Origin of the sequence: Sphaerisporangium flaviroseum (assembly GCF_039537005.1) — a bacterium.
In the GTDB taxonomy this organism is placed as follows: Bacteria; Actinomycetota; Actinomycetes; order Streptosporangiales; family Streptosporangiaceae; genus Sphaerisporangium; species Sphaerisporangium flaviroseum.
In genome coordinates this window covers 134,078-152,667 of sequence record NZ_BAAAZR010000003.1, presented here as the reverse complement: position 1 = coordinate 152,667, position 18,590 = coordinate 134,078, and the positions used below count along the sequence as shown (strand labels likewise).

19 protein-coding genes and 1 riboswitch are annotated in these 18,590 nt (G+C 70.0%); of the genes, 7 read left to right on the top strand and 12 right to left on the bottom strand.

Translation table 11 applies throughout. The annotated features are described in order from the left end of the window. Positions 1 to 101 precede the first annotated feature (101 nt). The 5 genes from ABD810_RS11660 to ABD810_RS11640 are packed head-to-tail and all read right to left on the bottom strand — an operon-like array spanning position 102 to position 4,920. Positions 102 to 1,142: an LLM class F420-dependent oxidoreductase gene (locus ABD810_RS11660; RefSeq protein ID WP_344937852.1), complete on the bottom strand. Its 1,041-nt coding sequence runs from the start codon at positions 1,140 to 1,142 to the stop codon at positions 102 to 104. Positions 1,143 to 1,199: 57 nt separating this feature from the next. Then, positions 1,200 to 1,832, bottom strand: a complete 633-nt coding sequence (locus tag ABD810_RS11655; protein WP_344937851.1) for a nucleotidyltransferase family protein — start codon at positions 1,830 to 1,832, stop codon at positions 1,200 to 1,202. After that, positions 1,829 to 2,956: an XdhC family protein gene (locus ABD810_RS11650; protein ID WP_344937849.1), complete on the bottom strand. Its 1,128-nt coding sequence runs from the start codon at positions 2,954 to 2,956 to the stop codon at positions 1,829 to 1,831. Before ABD810_RS11650 ends, ABD810_RS11655 begins: the two co-directional genes overlap by 4 nt. Then, complete coding sequence (locus ABD810_RS11645) at positions 2,949 to 4,037, bottom strand: vWA domain-containing protein (protein ID WP_344937847.1); 1,089 nt, start codon at positions 4,035 to 4,037, stop codon at positions 2,949 to 2,951. The genes ABD810_RS11650 and ABD810_RS11645 overlap by 8 nt, the downstream gene beginning before the upstream one ends. After that, positions 4,030 to 4,920, bottom strand: a complete 891-nt coding sequence (locus tag ABD810_RS11640) for an AAA family ATPase (RefSeq protein WP_344937845.1) — start codon at positions 4,918 to 4,920, stop codon at positions 4,030 to 4,032. The genes ABD810_RS11645 and ABD810_RS11640 overlap by 8 nt, the downstream gene beginning before the upstream one ends. Positions 4,921 to 5,075: 155 nt before the next feature. Between ABD810_RS11640 and ABD810_RS11635 the strand changes: the two genes are divergently transcribed. From ABD810_RS11635 to ABD810_RS11620, 4 genes are read left to right on the top strand one after another with little or no spacing between them, the layout of a single operon-like run. Further along, positions 5,076 to 5,945, top strand: coding sequence for an ABC transporter permease (locus ABD810_RS11635; protein WP_344937843.1), 870 nt, complete (start codon positions 5,076 to 5,078; stop codon positions 5,943 to 5,945). Further along, on the top strand, positions 5,918 to 6,652 hold the full coding sequence (locus tag ABD810_RS11630) for an ABC transporter ATP-binding protein (RefSeq protein WP_344937841.1): 735 nt from the start codon (positions 5,918 to 5,920) through the stop codon (positions 6,650 to 6,652). Before ABD810_RS11635 ends, ABD810_RS11630 begins: the two co-directional genes overlap by 28 nt. Beyond that, entirely contained in the window at positions 6,633 to 7,664 is a 1,032-nt protein-coding gene (locus tag ABD810_RS11625; RefSeq protein WP_344937839.1) for an ABC transporter substrate-binding protein, read from the top strand. The genes ABD810_RS11630 and ABD810_RS11625 overlap by 20 nt, the downstream gene beginning before the upstream one ends. A 2-nt stretch (positions 7,665 to 7,666) precedes the next feature. Then, the gene (locus ABD810_RS11620; protein WP_344937837.1) at positions 7,667 to 8,818 is read left to right on the top strand and encodes an LLM class flavin-dependent oxidoreductase; all 1,152 of its coding nucleotides are present in this window, start codon (positions 7,667 to 7,669) and stop codon (positions 8,816 to 8,818) included. 186 nt (positions 8,819 to 9,004) lie between these two features. Here the strand turns inward: ABD810_RS11620 and ABD810_RS11615 are convergent, their stop codons facing one another. Further along, positions 9,005 to 9,532, bottom strand: a complete 528-nt coding sequence (locus ABD810_RS11615) for a hypothetical protein (RefSeq protein WP_344937835.1) — start codon at positions 9,530 to 9,532, stop codon at positions 9,005 to 9,007. A 432-nt stretch (positions 9,533 to 9,964) separates the two neighbouring features. Between ABD810_RS11615 and ABD810_RS11610 the strand changes: the two genes are divergently transcribed. Next, positions 9,965 to 10,210, top strand: coding sequence for a hypothetical protein (locus tag ABD810_RS11610; RefSeq protein ID WP_344937833.1), 246 nt, complete (start codon positions 9,965 to 9,967; stop codon positions 10,208 to 10,210). Between the two features lie 67 nt (positions 10,211 to 10,277). On the opposite strand, the gene ABD810_RS11605 is transcribed toward ABD810_RS11610, so the two are convergent. From ABD810_RS11605 to ABD810_RS11580, 6 genes are all read right to left on the bottom strand, one after another. Further along, positions 10,278 to 10,730 carry a PH domain-containing protein gene (locus tag ABD810_RS11605; protein WP_344937831.1) on the bottom strand — a complete coding sequence of 151 codons (453 nt, stop codon included), beginning with the start codon at positions 10,728 to 10,730 and terminating at the stop codon, positions 10,278 to 10,280. Positions 10,731 to 10,777: 47 nt separating this feature from the next. Then, positions 10,778 to 11,248 (bottom strand): 6,7-dimethyl-8-ribityllumazine synthase, encoded by a 471-nt coding sequence (gene ribH, locus ABD810_RS11600; RefSeq protein WP_344937829.1) that lies wholly within the window; start codon positions 11,246 to 11,248, stop codon positions 10,778 to 10,780. Between the two features lie 103 nt (positions 11,249 to 11,351). Beyond that, entirely contained in the window at positions 11,352 to 12,569 is a 1,218-nt protein-coding gene (locus ABD810_RS11595) for a bifunctional 3,4-dihydroxy-2-butanone-4-phosphate synthase/GTP cyclohydrolase II (RefSeq protein WP_344937827.1), read from the bottom strand. Beyond that, a complete protein-coding gene (locus ABD810_RS11590; protein ID WP_344937825.1) occupies positions 12,566 to 13,186 on the bottom strand; it encodes a nicotinamide mononucleotide transporter family protein in 621 nt (206 codons plus the stop codon). Before ABD810_RS11590 ends, ABD810_RS11595 begins: the two co-directional genes overlap by 4 nt. Beyond that, entirely contained in the window at positions 13,183 to 13,785 is a 603-nt protein-coding gene (locus tag ABD810_RS11585; protein ID WP_344937823.1) for a riboflavin synthase, read from the bottom strand. Before ABD810_RS11585 ends, ABD810_RS11590 begins: the two co-directional genes overlap by 4 nt. Positions 13,786 to 14,186: 401 nt before the next feature. Then, positions 14,187 to 14,317, bottom strand: a riboswitch (FMN riboswitch). A 188-nt stretch (positions 14,318 to 14,505) separates the two neighbouring features. Continuing rightward, positions 14,506 to 15,315: an oxygenase MpaB family protein gene (locus ABD810_RS11580; RefSeq protein WP_344937821.1), complete on the bottom strand. Its 810-nt coding sequence runs from the start codon at positions 15,313 to 15,315 to the stop codon at positions 14,506 to 14,508. A gap of 357 nt (positions 15,316 to 15,672) precedes the next feature. Between ABD810_RS11580 and ABD810_RS11575 the strand changes: the two genes are divergently transcribed. Both ABD810_RS11575 and ABD810_RS11570 read left to right on the top strand, forming a co-directional pair. Further along, positions 15,673 to 16,698, top strand: a complete 1,026-nt coding sequence (locus ABD810_RS11575; RefSeq protein ID WP_344937819.1) for an ABC transporter permease — start codon at positions 15,673 to 15,675, stop codon at positions 16,696 to 16,698. Positions 16,699 to 16,759: 61 nt separating this feature from the next. Then, a complete protein-coding gene (locus tag ABD810_RS11570) occupies positions 16,760 to 18,544 on the top strand; it encodes an ABC transporter substrate-binding protein (RefSeq protein ID WP_344937817.1) in 1,785 nt (594 codons plus the stop codon). Positions 18,545 to 18,590 lie beyond the last annotated feature (46 nt).

Below are 18,590 nucleotides of genomic sequence, written 5' to 3'. Positions count from 1 at the left end.
TCCAGGTACCCCCTGAGGACCGCAAAGGCCGCAAAGGCCGCAAAGGCCGCGCAGTACGTACCGGCCGCACGGGAGGCGGGTGAGCGCGGGACGGCCGTGGGTCAGGCGGCCAGATCCTTGATCTTCTCGATGAGCTTGAGGCGTTCCTGATGGGTGCCGGCGATCGGCGCGACGTTGATCGTGGTGACCCCGGATTCCTTCATGGCCGCGATGCGGTCGCGGACGAACCCCTCGGACCCGACCAGCGACATCTTCTCCAGCAACTCCATGGGGACGAGCGCCGCGGCCTCGTCCTTCTTGCCCTCGAGGTAGAGGTCCTGTATCTGTTCGGCCTCCTTCTCGTAGCCGTAGCGCCGGGCGAGGTCGTTGTAGAAGTTCTTGCCCTTGGCGCCCATGCCGCCGATGTAGAGCGCCGCCATCGGCCTGCCGAGCTCCAGGAGACCGGAGACGTCGTCCCCGATCGCCAGGGTGGCCTGGGCGATGACGTCCAGCTCGCCCAGCTCCTCGTCGCGCCTGGCCTTGCCCGCCGCCAGCGAGGCGCCCCACACGTCGGCGGCCTTCTCCGGCACGTAGAAGATCGGCTCCCAGCCCTCGGCCAGCTCGGCGGTCAGCTCGACGTTCTTCGGGCCGATGGCCGCGATCACGATGGGGACGCGCGGGCGCACGGGGTGGTTGATCAGCTTGAGGGGCTTGCCGAGGCCGGTGCCCTGGCCGGGGGGCAGGGGCAGCGTGTAGTGCCTGCCCTCGTAGGTCAGGCGCTCGCGCCGCCACACCTTGCGGCAGATCTCGATCACCTCGCGGGTGCGGCCCAGCGGGGCGGTGTACGGCACGCCGTGGAAGCCCTCGATCACCTGCGGGCCGGACGCGCCGAGGCCTAGCACGAAGCGGCCGTCGGAGACGTAGTCCATGCCCGCGGCGGTCATGGCGAGCAGTGTGGGCGTGCGCGAGTAGATCGGCAGGATGCCCGAGGCGATCTGCACCCGTTCGGTCCTCGCGGCGATGTACCCCATCTGGCTCACGGCGTCGAAGCTGTAAGCCTCGGCGACGAACACGATGTCGAGACCGGCGTTCTCGTAGTCGGCCAGCTCCGCCACGGTCTCCTTGAAGCCTCCGGCGTAGTTCAGGGCCATGCCGATGCGCATCCCGCGTCCTTCCGTCCAAGGCGAACCGAATGTTGTTCCAGTCAGTGTGAGGCAAGGCTACCGAGTCGCCTCGCCGGGGCCAACCCCAGGTGACGCCGGTGCCTCCTCGCGGCCGGAGAGCCGGAGGAGGTCGTCCACGGTGTCGATGTCGGACGGGTCGCCCACGTCGTCACAGGGAACCGGCGTGACCAGGTCCCGGTGCGCCCGCAGGAAGGGGCGCGCCCCCACGTCTCCGACCGCGAGCCTGCCCACCTCGCCGAAGTGCTCCCTGCCGATCAGCACGGGGTTGCGCATGGCGCCGCCGTAGGTCGCCACCGCCACCGCCGCGCCGCCCTTCCTCGCCTCGATCAGGCGTCGTACGGCCTCCGCCCCGATGAGGGGCTGGTCGACGAGGGCGATCACGACGGCCTGGGCGGCGAGGGGCACCGCGTCCAGCCCGACGCGCAGGGACGATCCCATCCCCGTCGCCCAATCGGGGTTGCGCACGGCCACGGCGCCGTGGACCTGCACGGTGACGGCTCCAAGGACCACCACGACCGGATGGCAGCCGCCTTCGTGGAGCAGGCGCGCTCCCCGGTCGACCAGCAGCTCCCCCCCGAACCGGACGGCCGCCTTGGGGGTGCCGAGCCGCTCGCCCCGCCCGGCCGCGAGCAGCAGCCCGGCGCATCCGGATCCGCTGGTCACGTTCACGCGCCCCCTCCCCCGGCCTCCTCCGCCGGGTCGTGCCCGTGGATGCGCCCGCTGGTCTCGGTGAGCGGCCGGGCCGATCCGCCCCAGCGGAGCTGGATCAGCTCGGCGGCGATCGACACCGCCGTCTCCTCAGGGGTTCTCGCGCCCAGGTCGAGGCCGATCGGCGAGCGCAGCCGCGCCAGCTCGTCCTCACTCAGCCCGGCCTCGCGCAGCCGTTCGAGCCGGTCCGCGTGGGTGCGGCGGGAGCCCATCGCGCCGACGTATCGCGCGCCGGTGCGCAGCGCCACCTCCAGCAGGGGCACGTCGAACTTCGGGTCGTGGGTGAGCACGCAGATCACCGAGCGCTCGTCGACGTGGGCGGTGGACAGGTAGTCGTGCGGCCACTTCACGATCACCTCGTCGGCGTCCGGGAAGCGCTTGGCCGTCGCGAACACCGGCCGGGCGTCGCACACCACGACGTGGTAGCCGAGGAACTTGCCGATCCTGGCGACCGCCGCGGCGAAGTCGATGGCGCCGAAGACCAGCATCCGCGGCGGCGGGGCGAAGGACTGGACGAAGACCGGCAGGTCGTCCAGCCGCCGCTCGCCCTCGGGACCGTATCGGCGCACGCCCGTCAGCCCCTGGGCCAGCATGCCGCGCGCGTCGTCGTCGACGGCGGCGTCGAGCCTCGGCACTCCCAGCGAGCCCGCCACGCGGTCGCGCCAGATCACCCGGCGCGCGCCCGCGCGCCCCGGCTCGGACAGGATCGTCGCCACGGCCACCGGCTCCTGCCGCCGCACCGACTCGGCGATCTCCCCCAGCTCGGGGAAGCCGTCTCTCGACACCGGCTCGACCAGGATGTCGATGATGCCGCCGCAGGTGAGGCCGACGGAGAAGGCGTCGTCATCGCTCACGCCGTACCTCTGCAGGACGGGGCGGCCCTCCTCCACGACCCGTCGCGCGAGCTCGTACACCGCGCCCTCCACGCAGCCGCCCGACACGCTGCCGACCGCCTCTTCCCCGAGCACGGCCATGGAGGCGCCGGGCGGCCGGGGCGCGCTGGAGAAGGTGTTGACCACCGTGGCGAGGCCGAACCGCTCGCCCGCCTCCCACCAGCGCAGGATCTGCGACAACACATCACGCATGGGACAGCCTCTCAGCGAGCTCCTCGAACGCGGCCAGGCTGTGCCCGGCGACGAAGGCTCCAACGTACGGCAGGGCCGCGCGCATACCGCCGGTGAGCGGCTGGTAGCCCTCCTGGCCCTTGTGGGGGTTCACCCAGATCACCCGGTGGGCGAGCCGTGACAGCCGGGCCATCTGGCGGCCGAGGAGGGAGGGGTCGCCGCGCTCCCACCCGTCGGAGGCGATCACGACGATGGCGCCCCTGGCGCCGGACCCCCGGTCGATGAACTCCTTCAGCTCCTCGCCGAGCCGGGTGCCCCCGCTCCAGTCGGGGATGGCCGCCGACACCTCGCGCATCGCCGTGCCCGCGTCGCGGTGGCGCAGTTCGGCGGTGACCCGCGTGAGCCGGGTGCCGACGCTGAACACCTCGGTGGCGCGCGGCTCGCACCGGACCAGCACGTGGGCGAACCGCAGCAGCGTGTCGGCGTAGGGGGCCATCGAGCCGCTGACGTCGACCAGCAGCACGACGCGCCGCGGCCGTACCCGGTGCCTCCTGCGGCGCAGGCGGGAGGTCTCGCCGCCCCGCCGCAGGGTCTCCCTGATGGTGCGGCGGGCGTCGAGCCGCCCGCGATGGGCCGGGGCGAACCGGCGGGACCTGCGCGACTCCCGCCGCATGCGCAGGATCGACAGCAGGCGCTGGACCTCGGCGAGCTCGGCGGGGGTCATGCGGGCGACGTCGCGCTGCCTGAGCACCTCGGTGCGGCTCGCGGTGGCGGGCAGCGCCTCGTCGTCCCCGGCCTCTCGCGGCCCCGCGGCGTCCAGGGACACCGTGTGCCGGGTGACGGTCACGACGGGCGGGGCCGTACGGCCGGCGCGCGGCCGCTCGCCGCCGAAGTAGGCCGCGAAGCACCGGTCGTACCGCGGGAGGTCGTCCGGGCCGGAGCACAGGGTGAGGCGGCCGGCCCAGTAGACCGCGTCGCGATCGGTCACGTCGAGGTGGCCCGCGGCGCGCAGGAGGTTCTGGGTGCGTTCGTGGTCGGCCGCGACCCCGGCCGCCCGCAGCGTGCGGGCGAAACCGGTCATCGTCGCGGTGAGGTCACGCATGGTGGAGGAGCCCGTTCTTCAGCACGGCCTCCTGGTCCTCGCGGTACTTCAGCACCGCGCCGAGGGTCGTCGCGGCCAGGCCGGGGTCGAGATCGCGGGCGCCCAGCGTGAGCAGGGCCTCGGTCCAGTCGAGGGTCTCGGCGACCCCCGGCGGCTTGATCAGGCCGGCGGAACGCAGGCGCCCGGCGGCGCGGGCAACCTGGCCGGCGAGGGTCTCGGTGCATTCGGGCAGCCGCCGGAGCAGGATGGCGACCTCGCGGTCGAACGCCGGGTGCTCCAGCCAGTGGTACAGGCACCGGCGCTTGAGCGCGTCGTGGACGTCGCGGGTGCGGTTGGAGGTCACCACCACGACCGGAGGCGTCTTGGCGCTGATCGTGCCGAGCTCGGGGATGGAGATCGTGAAGTCCGACAGCACCTCCAGCAGGAACGCCTCGAACTCGTCGTCGGCACGATCGATCTCGTCGACCAGCAGCACGCTCGGCTGGGTCTCCAGCGCCTTGAGCAGCGGGCGCGCGATCAGGAACCGCCGGTCGTACAGCTCGCCCTCCAGGCGCGCGGCGTCGGTGGCGCCGGTGGCCTCGGCGGCCTTGAGGTGCAGCAACTGGCGGGCGAAGTCCCAGTCGTAGAGCGCCTGGGCCGCGTCGAGCCCTTCGTAGCACTGCAGGCGGATGAGCGGCGCGCCGAGGACCGCGGCGAGCGTCTTGGCCAGCTCGGTCTTGCCGACACCCGCCTCCCCCTCCAGGAACAGCGGCCGGCCCATGCGCAGCGCGAGGAAGCACGCCGTCGCCAGCCCCTGGTCCGCCAGGTAGGCGTGCTCGTCGAGCAGTTCGGCGAGCCTGCCTGGGGTTTCGATGTCAGAGGTCCGGAGCGTCCTGTGCCACACCCCCTCAGGTTACGCGTCACCGGTGTCACACGGCTGTGGCTGAAATCGCCAAAGGGAACCGGGAACGAAGAGCAGGAAAAACCTATTGACTTGGTAGGTAATAGCGGCAATTATTCGGGTGACGCCGCACGCGACAACCCCTGCGAGGTCCTTCCATGCCCTCCCCCGCACTGGACGTTCAGGCGGCACGCGAGCCCATCCGGCCCGCCGGCCCGCCGGACATACGTGATCGCCCACCGCGCCCTCCGTCCGCCCGTACGCCGGCCCGGTCCACGGCGTGGCGGCGGTGGCTCAGCCCGCTGGCCGTCGTCGTGATCTGGCAGGCCGCCAGCGCCACCGGGCTGCTGCCCGAACGCCTGCTCGCCGCGCCCACCACGATCGCCGCCACCACCGTCGACCTGCTCACCGACGGCACGCTTCCCACGGCCATAGCCGTCTCGATCCAGCGGGTCGCCGCAGGGTTCCTGCTCGGCGGGCTCTGCGGCGTGCTCCTCGCGCTGGTCGCCGGGCTGAGCCGGGCCGGCGAGCACGCCGTCGACCCCATCATGCAGATGCTCCGCGCGCTGCCGTTCTTCGGGCTGATCCCGCTGTTCATCCTGTGGTTCGGCATCGGCGAGACCCCCAAGGTGGCCCTGGTCGCCCTGGCCGTCTCGTTCCCGCTCTACCTCAACACCTTCGCGGGCATCCGAGGGGTCGACGGAAAGCTCGCGGAGCTGGCACGCACCCTGAAACTCAGCCGTACCGCCCTGGTCCGCCACATCGTGCTGCCGGGGGCGCTCCCGCAGACGCTGGTCGGGCTCCGGCAGAGCCTCGGCGTGGCCTGGCTCGCGCTCATCGTGGCCGAGCAGGTCAACGCGGACGCCGGGCTCGGCTTCATGATCAACGACGCGCGGGAGTTCCTCCGCACGGACGTCATCGTGGTCGGCCTGCTCGTCTACAGCGCGCTCGGCCTGCTCACCGACGCCGTCGTACGGCTACTGGAACGGAGGGCGCTCTCGTGGCGGCGCGGCTTTCTCAGCGCGTAGCCGGGGTCCGGGACCTGACCCGGCGGTTCGGCGACCGCGTCGTCCTCGACGGGCTGGACCTGGACATCGAGGGCGGGGAGTTCATCGCCCTCCTCGGCAGGAGCGGGTCGGGCAAGTCGACGCTGCTGCGCGCCCTCGCCGGGCTCGACCGCGACGTCGAGGGCCGGCTGGAGGTGACCGGCTCGGTGGCCGTCGCCTTCCAGGAGCCGCGCCTGGTGCCCTGGAAACGCGTGGGGTCCAACATCACGCTCGGCCTCGCCGTACCGGACGCCGGCGAACGCGCCCGCCGGGCGCTCGCGGAGGTCGGGCTGACCGAACGGGCGGGCGCCTGGCCGCTGACGCTGTCGGGCGGCGAGGCGCAGCGTGCCAGCCTCGCCCGCGCGCTGGTCAGGGAGCCGGAGCTGCTCCTGCTCGACGAGCCGTTCAGCGCGCTGGACGCGCTCACCCGCATCACCGTGCACCAGCTGGTGGTCCAGCTCTGGACCGTGCACCGCCCGGCCGTACTGCTGGTCACCCACGACGTCGACGAGGCGCTGCTCCTCGCGAGCCGCGTGCTCGTCCTGGACGGCGGCCGGATCGCCTACGAGGCCGCCGTCACCGCGGCCCGGCCCCGCCACCGCGACCATCCCGAGCTGGTGTCCCTGCGCACGCGCCTGCTCACCGTGCTCGGAGTGACCGGAGACGCCGATGACGTACGCACGGCATGACCCCGAAGGGAAGACGATGATCGGCAAGGTCGTCCGGATGGTAGCGGCGTTGGGGCTGGCGGCGGTGCTGACCGCCTGCGGAGGCGCTTCGGCGGGCGGACCCGCCACGGGCGAGGCGTCCGGGACCGCGGAGGTGACCCTGCGGATCGGCGACCAGAAGGCCGGCTCCCAGGTGCTGCTCACCGCCGCCGGCGAGCTCGGCAAGCTGCCGTACAAGGTCACCTGGGCGCAGTTCACCTCCGGCCCGCCGCTGCTGGAGGCCGTCAACGCCGGAGGAGTCGACCTCGGCGGGGTGGGGAACACCCCGCCGATCTTCGCGGCGGCGGCGCGCTCGAAGATCGCCGTGGTGGCGGCCGAGCGGCAGAGCGTCGCCGGGTCGGCCATCGTGGTGCCCTCCGGATCGACGCTCACCTCACCCGCCGCGCTCAAGGGCAGGCGAGTCGCGGTCGCCAAGGGCAGCTCGGCGCACTACCACCTGCTCGCCGTGCTGAAGAAGGAGAACCTCACCTTCAAGGACATCACGGTGAACTACCTGCAGCCCGCCGACGCGCTCGCGGCCTTCAGCGCGGGGCAGATCGACGCCTGGGCCATCTGGGACCCGTACACCTCGCAGGCCCTGCTGCGGAACAACGCCAAGGTGCTGGTCAACGGCAAGGACTACGTCAACGGCTACGCCTTCCAGGTCGCCGGGCAGGCCGCGCTCGCCGACACCGCCAAGGCGGAGGCCATCCGCGACTACCTGAGCCGCCTCCAGCGCGCCAAGCTCTGGGCCAACACCCACCAGGCCGAGTGGGCCAGGGTGTGGGCGAAGGAGACCGGCCTGCCGATCGAGGTCACCACGGCCGCCGCCGCCAACCGGACCACCACCCCGGTGCCGATCGACGAGGCGCTCATCGCCTCGGAGCAGGAGATGGCCGACGCCTTCACCGCCGAAGGGCTGATCCCGGGGAAGGTCGCGTTCGCCGACTTCGCCGACCGCAGGTTCAACGACATCGTCACGAAGGACGCCTGACCATGGCTTTGAAGTTCCACTGGTTCCTGCCCACCTCCGGAGACAGCCGCTCGATCGTCGGGGGCGGACACGGCCTGCAGCGCGGGCACGGACGCGCCACCGCTAGCGCCTACCGGCCGCCCTCCATCGACTACCTCGGCCAGATCGCCCGATCGGCCGAGCAACTCGGATTCGAGGCGGTGCTCACGCCGACGGGCACGTGGTGCGAGGACGCCTGGCTGGTCACCGCCGCGCTGACCCAGCAGACCACGCGCCTGAAGTTCCTCGTCGCCTTCCGGCCGGGGTTCGTCTCCCCCACCCTGGCCGCCCAGATGGCCGCCACCTACCAGCGCATCTCCGGCGGGCGCCTGCTGCTCAACGTCGTCACCGGCGGCGAGACCACCGAGCAGCGCCGCTTCGGCGACTTCCTGTCCAAAGACGAGCGGTACGCGCGCACCGACGAGTTCCTGTCGATCGTGCGCGGCGCGTGGAGCGGCACGCCGTACGACTTCACCGGCGCCCACTACCAGGTGGAGGGCGCCACGGTCGCCGAGCGGCCCGACCCGGCGCCCGAGCTGTACTTCGGCGGCTCGTCCGCGGCGGCGGGGACCGTCGCGGCCCGGCACGTCCAGACCTATCTGACCTGGGGCGAGCCACCCGCCCAGGTGGCCGAGAAGATCGCGTGGGTACGCGGCCTCGCCGCCGAGCAGGGACGGACGCTCAGATTCGGCATCCGGCTGCACGTCATCACGCGCGACACCTCCGAGGAGGCATGGGCGGAGGCTGGCCGCCTGCTCTCCGCGATCGACCCCGCCGACATCCGCACCGCGCAGCAGACGCTCGGGCGCAGCGACTCCGTCGGGCAGAAGCGAATGCTCGCCCTGCACGAGGGCTACCGGCGCGACGGCGGAAGCGTCCACGACCTGGAGGTCTACCCGAACCTGTGGGCGGGCGTGGGGCTCGTGCGCGGAGGCGCGGGAACGGCGCTCGTCGGCGGCCACAGCGAGGTCGCCGACCTCATCGAGGAGTACGCCGGCCACGGCATCACCGAGTTCGTCCTGTCCGGCTACCCGCACCTGGAGGAGGCCTACTGGTTCGGCGAGGGAGTGCTACCGGAACTGCGGCGGCGGGGCGTCCTGGACCGTGCGGAAGGACTGGCCCGCCTCAGCGCGTGATCCGCCGTTGAGCACCGGGTCGGGAGCGTCGGTGCTTTCTCCTGCCCGTTCCGGGGTTTTTGCCGGATTTCTCGGCTTTCGAGCATTGAGGACCCGCGGCTTCCGGGGAGCCGAGTTCCGGGGCGACGGATATCCCGCCGGTGCTTCCGGCGGGATATCCGTGCGCCGTAAGACCCCTTGCTTCCCTCAGGCGCCGGGGTCGGCGAGGTGTTCCAGCGACTTCTTCGTGAAGGAGAGGATTCCTCGCACGACATCAGGCGCGGACACCCAATCGAGCATGTCCATCGCGACGACGATGGCGAGGAACTGGACGCCGAGCAGAATCAGATGGGCGAAACACCCGTACTGGCCGCCCTCGAACAACCCGACGAAGACGTTGCCGACCCCGACGGCGAGCGCGACGAAGGCGCCCAGCTTGTAGGCCCAGGTGTCGGCCGTGATCCCCATCTCCCTGCCGAAGGTCACCACGAGGATCATGAGGATCCACGCCCCGAACATGGCGAACCACCCGAAGCCCCCCACACGCGAGTTCGGCGTGCGCCGGTAGGGGGGCGCCTCCGTCTTGCTCGTCGCCAGCTGTTTCCTCGCCACGACCAGTTGATGCCACCCGATGTACACCGATATCAGGCTCGCCAGAAAGGCGACGGCACCCGCTATGCCGACTGGACTCGAATCGTTCTCCGTGACCGCACCGAGTGTGGTGACGATTGTCATTGCGCCTCACGCTTCACCGGTTCCCCATCGTGATCGGTGAACGAGCGAGCTTCGGCTAAAGACTCCCGAAGTAAGGAACATATCTACTCGGCGTGACATGCCCGGCTAATGCGTGAGATAGTTTGAATGGCTATCTATTACTTAAGCGATTCAAGGGTAATATGTCGCCTTTATGGGCATTTGCCCCTGCGTTGACGGGAATTGCGCGGGTCAATGGAAATAATGCGCCGGTAAGTCATCCGTAGACGTCCCGGATACGATTCACCTCTGAACGGGGATCGCCGCGTACTGCAAACGATCTCAACTCAGGTTCCGACGAAGGGAAGCTTTCCTAGTGGCCCCCACGCACGCCGCCCGATTCCATGCGCCGCGCCGTCCCTCCGGGAAGCCAGGAAGGCCGACCACACACTCCGGGGACACGGCACACGTCCGATGAACGCGAACGGCCTGACGCTCGCGCAGGTCCAGCGGAGCTACGGCAATACGTGGGAGATCGTGGACTTCTACGGGGGGTGGGTGGCCTACCGGCGCCATCCCTGGTCCACCGCCGCCGCGGGGTTCGGCGTGTCCAACGTGCTGGGCGCCGACGACCTGGAAGACCTGGTCCGCCAACTGGAGGAACAGTCCGCGGCCGAATCGCGCCGCAAGAGCCGTTACCCCCCTCCCGAACCCACGTGAGAGGTGTCAGGTCGCATGCCGTCGCCGGTAACGGCGGGCGGCTGAACCCGACCCCCTGACCCACCGGCTAGCGCCGGTCGGGGGCCTCGCCGTAGTGGTGGATGAGGGCGCGGAGTTCGCCCACGGCCTTTTGGGAGCGGGCCTTCTCGGTGCCCTGGATGCCCATGGCTCCCACGCTGGAGCCGTCGGCCAGGTCGAGTTTGGGCCACGGCTCCCCCTCCGGCAGGGATACGCCGAGGACCTCCGGCCATTCGTAGCGGTGGACGCGTACGGCGTTGACCACGGTGATCCCGCCCTCGTCGGCCTCGACCCGGAGCCGTCCGAGCAGGTGAAGGATGAAGGCGACCAGGCACCCGAAGGCGACCAGACCGATCCTGTCGGGGAGCTTGAACGGCGGAGGGAGGAGCACGGCGAGCACGATCGAACCCACGATCATCACCATGGCGAAGCCGTACGCCAGAATCCTGGCCCGGCGCGGCCGCCAGGTGATCGGCAGGGAAGGCACGTCGCTGTCAGGCACGGCTGCCCGCCCGGCGGATGCGGCAGGTTGATCGGCGCGGCAATTCCTCATCCCTTCAGTTCACGCAGTACCAGGGCTGTCTCGATCGCCGCGACCGTGGCCTCGTAACCCTTGTCCTCGTGGCTTCCGGGCAGGCCCGCCCGGTCGACGGCTTGATCAAGGTTGTCACACGTGAGGACCCCGTTGCCCACCGGAGTCGACTCGTCCAGGGACACCCGGGTCAGTCCCGAAGTGACCGAGTCGCAGACATACTCGAAGTGCGCCGTCTCCCCCCGGATGACCACACCGAGCGCGACCACCGCGTCACACCGCCGGGCGAGCGCCTGGGCCACGACGGGGATCTCCAGCGAGCCCGCCACCCGCACGGTGACGCCGGCCGCGCCGCAGTCCTCCACGGCCCGCTCGGCGCGGGTGAGAAGCTGGTCGGTGATCTGCTCGTGCCAGCGGGCCGCGATGATGCCGACGGTCAGCCCCTGGGCGGTGACGGGGGTGGCCTGGGGCCGTCCGGTGCCGCTCATCGCTTCCCCTTCCGATCGGCTGGAGGTGCGCCGTGCGATCGACGCGCGTCACCCGCTCCGCCTTGGAGCCGCGGCGCGTGGCCGGTGTGCCGGGCCGGGCGGTTCATCGGACTCCTTCTATCTGGTGGCCGAGGCGGTCGCGCTTGGCCGTGAGGTACTTGATGTTGTGTTCGTTGGCCGCCACCGGCATCGGTTCACGGCCGAGGACCTTGATGCCGTAGCCGTCGAGGCCGCGGAGCTTCGCGGGGTTGTTGGTCAGCACCCGCACCGACTTGACCCCGAGGTCGGCCAGCATCTGCCCGGCGTTGGAGAACTCGCGGGCGTCCACCGGAAGGCCGAGCTCCAGGTTGGCGTCCACGGTGTCGCTGCCGTTGTCCTGAAGACTGTAGGCCCTGAGCTTGGCGAGCAGCCCGATGCCACGCCCCTCGTGTCCGCGCAGGTAGACGATGACGCCTCGGCCCTCGGCGGCGACGGCCCGCATGGCGTGGTCGAGTTGCACCCCGCAGTCGCAGCGCAGCGAGCCGAACACGTCCCCGGTCAGGCACTCCGAATGCGCGCGTACGAGGATGTTCTCACCGTCCCCGAGCTCTCCGTAGACCAGGGCGATGTGCTCGCCGCCGTCGATGCCGCTCGCGAAGCCGTACGCGCGCCACAGGCCGTACCGGTTGGGGATCTCGGTCACGGCGACCCGCGTGACGACCCGCTCGGTGCGGCGGCGGTACTCCGTCAGTTGCTCGATGGAGACCAGCGCGAGGTCGTGCTCGTCGGCGAACCTCCGCAGTTCGGGCAGCCGCGCCATCGTGCCGTCGTCGTTGACGATCTCGGCCAGCACGCCGGCCGGGGTGAGGCCGGCCAGCCGCGAGAGGTCGACCGCCGCCTCGGTGTGTCCCCGGCGGGCCATCACCCCGCCCTCGTGGTAGCGCAGGGGGAAGATGTGGCCGGGGCGCACCAGCTCGAACGGCTCGGTGGCGGAGTCCGCGAGCGTACGGATGGTCTTGGCCCGGTCGGCGGCGGAGATGCCGGTGCTCACGCCGTCACGGGCGTCCACGCTGATCGTGTAGGCCGTACGGAGCCGCTCGCGGTTCTGGTGGACCATGAGCGGAAGGCCGAGACGGTCGAGGTGCTCGCCCAGCATGGGCACGCAGATCACGCCGCTGGTGTAGCGGATCGTGAAGGCCAGCAGTTCGGGAGTGGCCTTGGACGCGGCGAAGATGATGTCGCCCTCGTTCTCACGGTTCTCGTCGTCGACGACGACGACGGGCCGGCCCTCGCGGATGTCGTTGATCGCGCGCTCGATGGGGTCGAGCGTGATGTCGCTCATACTGTGACTACCTCCAGCCGGCGGCTGTACTGCCGCCGCCATTCGCGGATCCCGAGCAGAACCATGACGAAGAAGACGCCGTACACCACGCCGGACACCACGAGTCCGGAGCTGAACGCCAGGGGGACGCCCACCAGGTCCACCGCGATCCAGATCCACCAGAAGTCGATCAGCGCCCTGCCCTGGGCGTAGGTGGCGATCGCGCTTCCGACGAAGATGTAGGCATCGGGCAGGGGCGCCCACGACCAGCCCGTGGCGGAGAAGAACAGGGCGACCAGCCCCGTGGCCACCACCATGACCGCGATCAGGGTGAGGCGCTCGCCGGTGGTGCCGGGCCGTACGGGCAGGGTCTTGCCGTCCTTGGTGCCGCCTATCCAGCGGACCCAGCCGTAGACGGCCAGCAGGCCGAACATCGCCTGCTTCAGCGCGTTGCCGGTGATGTGCGCCTCGATCGAGGCGACGAACAGCAGCACCGAGCCGACGAGCTGTACCGGCCAGGTCCAGATGGTGCGCTTCATGGCCAGCCACACGGTGGTGAGCGCGCAGGCGTTGCCGACGAGGTCGATCCAGAGCACGTGCTGGCCGGCCAGGGTGAAGCCGGCCTGGGTCCAGTTCATGACGCCGTGTCCCGGGCGCCGATGAGCTTCTCGACGTACTTCGCGATGATGTCGACCTCGAGGTTCACCGGGTCGCCCGGCTGCTTGGAGCCGAGCGTGGTGAGCTGGAGCGTGGTGGGGATGAGGCTGACGGCGAACTCGGCGGCGTCCACGCTGACGACGGTCAGGCTGATGCCGTCGACGGTGATGGACCCCTTCTCGACCACGTAGCGGCCGAGCCCGGCCGGCAGGGAGATCCGCACGACCTCCCAGTGCTCGGCGGGCTCGCGGGACAGCACCTCGCCCGTGCCGTCGACATGGCCCTGCACGATGTGGCCGCCGAGGCGCTGGTCGGCGCGGACCGCGCGTTCCAGGTTGACCGGCATGCCCGGCGTGAGGGACCCCAGTGAGCTGCGGTCGAGGGTCTCCTTCATCACATCGGCGGTGAAGGTCTCGCCGCCGACGTCCACGACCGTCAGGCAGACGCCGTTGACCGCGATCGACTCGCCGTGCCGGGCGTCGGCGGCGACGGTCTTGCCGCGGATCGTGAAGCGTGCCGCGTCGGGCAACACCTCCACCCCGGCGAGCTCCCCGAGCTCCTCAACGATTCCAGTGAACATCAATGCTCCTTATGCGACACGGCCGGGCGAGGAGCCGGAGCTCGGGCCGATCAGAACCTGCGTGAGGAAGCAACCCGCGAGGCCCCGCCCGTCTTCCGGAGGACAAGGGAGTCCCCAGATGGGCGTGGGCAGGAGGACGCGTACGAGCACGGGGGTACTGGCCGGTCCGGTACGACCGTCGTGGGGCGGCTCGTACGGGGCTGGGCCAGGTGGCGCGCATGCGCAAGCCGGGAACGGCAGGGAAAGGTGCGGCGCGCCCGGTCGCGCGGCACGTGGTGACGTCCGGTCGGCCCACCCGGCCCCTCCTACTCGCCAGTAGCTCTATTGCCACGGCGGGCCCCGGGGGGATCGGGTGCGGCACACGCACCACGGAGGCGTCCGGCGACAGGGTCGCCGAACGCTCGCGCGCTTCCTCCCATCCGGACTTTCACCGTCGGTCCCGGAATTTCACCGGATCCACCGGCCGATGGACTCGGCCGGGTCGCGGACTGTCACCGCCGGTTCGGAATTACACCGACCCCGGAGCACGCTGCTCTGCCTATCAGTGTGCCATGCGTGGCAAAGCCGGCGTAACCCTCGCACCCCCACTAAAACCAAGCGCTTGCTAGGTAGGGGTGTCCCCTGCTTCCGGCGACCGTTCCCCAGGTGACGGCCTCACAGGGCCGGCCGCGACGGCACCAGACCCCAGAAGGTTCGAGCCCGGACCGCCGAGGGAGCGTGTCAGGCCGCCGACATCAGGCGACGGGCCCGCCGGGCGTCGGGGCTGTAGCGCAGGTACTCGGGGATCGCGTGGGTGCCGCAGTGCAGGGCCCTCAGCGTCGCGGTGGCCCACAGGTCTTCCAGCGGCGTGGCAGGCAGGCTGTACAGCCTGCGCGCCCAGCGCGGCAGCGTCGCGAAGGCGAGCAGTGTGACCAGCGGGAAGGCGGGCTTGAGCGCCGCCAGGCGAAGCGGCAGCGGCGCGTTGAGCGACAGGCGCAGAGGGTGGGCCGCCTCCGGGACGAAGTACAGGCCAGGGCGCTCGGCCGCGATGTAGTCCTTCAGCTCCGCCACCGAGCCCGGCACCTCATCTGGGCACAGGCCCACGAGCTCGGCCGCCCGGCGCTGCTCGGCCACGAACCGGTCGGCGTCGTCGTCGCTCAGCGCGACCCCGGCGCGGCGGGCCACCGTCAGGTAGGAGTCGACCTCTCCAACGTGGACCCAGCGCAGCGCGGGCGGGTCGTCGAGGCGGAAGCGCTCGTCGCGGTCGGGGTCGTACGCGGTCAGCGTGGCATGGATCCTGCGTACCCGGGCGCCCGCCTTCGCCACCTCGGCATGGGTGCCGTAGGTGCGGACCCGGACGAACTCGGTGGTGCGCAGGAAGCGCGACCAGGCCTCCGAGGAGTCCATCAACGCGGAGTTCTGCACGACGCCGCGCATCGCCCGAGGGTGCAGGCCCTGCATCAGCAGCGCGCGAAAGCCGCCCACCAACTGGACCGGCTCACCCATCACCCGCCATGTCACCGACTCGGGACCGAACAGCCCATGGTCCATTGCGCCACCTCCGGGGGACCCTGTAAGCAAGGGGTTACCCCTCAGGCCCGGCGCCCACACCCGGCGGCGAACATCACGACGCTTTTGGGCGCTTGGTGAATAATCGGGCGATTTCGTCATGGCCACGTCATGCTTGTGTCACAAAATCGTGACAATGAACATTGCATGCAATGGATAGTCTGTCCCAGGGCATCGTCGCAGGTCAATGGGTTTACGGACACAACCTGATCGACATTCCACAACGAACGGCGAAACCGTGTAAAGAATGCGTCGCGGACATTGACCAACGGGTAATAAATTGCCAAGGTTCCCTCAAGTCACGATTTACTGCGATCGATCTCTGGTGGCACCCGCACAATGACTCTCCCCTCAAAGGCCGCGACCGAGGCCGGTTCCACCCTCGACCCCGTCCCGGCCCCGCAGGCCGGCGGGGGCGGCTCCCCTATGGTGGGCCGCTCGCCCGCTCAGCTCATGTGGCGGCGCTTCCGCCGTGACCGCACCGGGGTGGCGTCCGCCTGCGTCGTCGCGTTCTTCTTCCTCGTCGCGATCCTCGCCCCCGTGATCTCGTGGCTGTACGGCAAGGACCCGTACACCACCTACGGGCAGAACACACCCGGGCTGCTCAACGAGTACGGCTATCCCATCGCGCCCAACGGAGGCGTCAGCGGCGACTTCTGGTTCGGCCTGGAGCCGGGCCTCGGCCGCGACGTGTTCATGCAACTCGTGTACGGCATCCGCACCTCGCTGTCCATCGCCATCATCGTCACGATCATCACGACGATCATCGGGGTCGTGATGGGCATCTGGTCGGGCTACGTGGGCGGCAAGACCGACTACGTGATCGGCCGGGTCATCGACACGCTGCTGGCGTTCCCCTCGCAGTTGTTCCTCATCGTGATGCTGCCGGTGGTGGAGGCGGCATTCGTGTCGCCGGAGCAGGAGACGCCGGTCTGGCTGAGGTACGTCTCCATCTGCGTGGTCCTCACCGTTCTCGGCTGGGCCACCATCTCCCGCCTCCTGCGCTCGCAGGTCCTCTCGCTGCGCGAGCGGGAGTTCATCGAGTCGGCCAGGGTCACCGGGGCCTCACCGGGCCGGATCATCTTCAAGGAACTGCTGCCGAACCTCTGGACGCCCATCATCATCCAGTCGACCCTGGCGCTGCCGCTGTACGTCGGCGCGGAGGCCGGGCTCGGATTCCTCGGCGTCGGCATGACCGAGCCGACCCCCGACTGGGGCCGCATGTTCCTGGTCGGCTCGAACGTGTACCACCAGGACATCACCTACCTGGTCTTCCCCGGCGTATCCATGGTGATCTTCGTCGTCGCCTTCAACCTCCTCGGAGACTCCCTGCGGGACGCCTTCGATCCCAAGACCCGGCGTTGAGCCGTCCACCCCGCTGACCTGCCGACCAGGAACAGCAAGCATAATGATCAGGAAGGTCGATATGAGATTCGCACGCAGGAGGGCGACCGCAGCGGCGGTGATCCTGACGGCCGGGGCCCTCGCTCTGGCCGGCTGCGCCAAGGGCGGTGGCGGCGGTCCCGTCGCGACGGGCGGAAGCAACGCCCCCACCAAGCAGCTGGAGAACAAGGAAGTCAGCTCGATCACCGTCGGCACGGCCGCGGATTCCACCGGCCCGGCCCCCGCTGTCGAAGGCTCCAAGAGCGGCGGCACGGTCAACATGATCGACCGTGACGACTTCTCGCACCTCGACCCCGGTCGCATCTACCTGAACTACAACTCGACCGTCTCGTTGCTGTTCACCCGGCAGCTCACCGGTTACCGCCAGGAGGCCAACGGCATCAAGCTCGTCGGCGACCTCGCGACCGACACCGGCACCACGACCGACGGCGGCAAGACGTGGAAGTTCACGCTCAAGGACGGCCTCAAGTGGCAGGACGGGACGCCGATCACCTCGGCTGACATCAAGTACAGCGTCGAGCGCCTGTACGCCCCGTTCATCACCGAGGGCCCGACCTACGTCCAGCAGTGGCTGGTCAAGGGCGACTACCGCAAGGCCTACGAGGGCCCGTACAAGGGCAAGTCGCTGGACGCCATCCAGACGCCGGACGACAAGACCGTCGTGTTCAACCTGCAGAGCGCGCACCCGGACTTCAACTTCACCGTGGCCATGACCGGCTACGGAGTGGTGCCCAAGGCGCAGGACACCAAGGAGAAGTACGACAAGAAGCCGTTCTCCTCGGGTCCGTACCAGATCGAGAGCCACGTGACCGACAAGTCACTGGACCTCGTGCGCAACCCGCACTGGGACCCCAAGACCGACCCGATCCGCAACGCCTTCCCCGACAAGTGGCACATGGAGTTCGGCGTGCAGGCGCAGAACTCCACCGAGCGCTTCCTCGCGGACTCCGGACCGGACAAGACCGCGATGACCTTCCACAACGCCATCGCGGCCGAGCGGGTGCAGGAGGTGCTGAACAACCCCGAGGCGATGTCGCGATCGCTCCAGGGCCTGACCCCGTTCACCACCTTCTACAACATCAACACCAAGCGGATCACGAACCTGAAGGTCCGCCAGGCGATCATCAAGGCCTGGCCGTCCAAGCAGATGCAGCTGATCTCGGGCGGCGAGGTCAACACCGGCAAGATCGCCACCACGGTGATGAGCCCGACGGTCCTCGGCTACGAGGCCTTCGACCTGTACGGCATGCTGGACAAGCCGACCGGTGACCCCGAGGCCGCCAAGGCGCTGCTGAAGGAGGCCGGCGAGCCGAACCCGACGGTCGTCTACGCCTACAACCAGACGCCGACGCAGGAGAAGATCACCGTCGCGGTGAAGGACGCGCTGACCAAGGCCGGCTTCAAGGTCGTGGCCAAGCCGCTCAACCCGGCGACCTTCTACGACGCCATCGGCCCGGTGGACAACAAGTTCGACATCTACTGGGGCGGCTGGGCCGCTGACTGGCCGACCGGTTCCACGGCCATCCAGCCGCTGTTCGACGGCCGGCTGATCGCGGACAACGCGTCCAACTACAGCCACCTCAACGTCCCCGAGATCAACGAGGGGATCGACGCCGCGAACGCCATCACCGACCCGGTCGAGGCGGGCAAGGCCTGGGCCGCGCTGGACAAGAAGATCATGGAGCAGGCGGCCATCGTGCCCGAGTACTACCAGACCTACTTCGGTCTGTACGGCTCCGGCCTGGGCGGTGTGAAGTTCGACCCGATCTCGGGCGAGCAGTACCCGCTGAACGTCTACGTCAAGTAGTCACCGCGGGCGCCGCCCGGACCCTCCTCCGGGCGGCGGCCCCGCG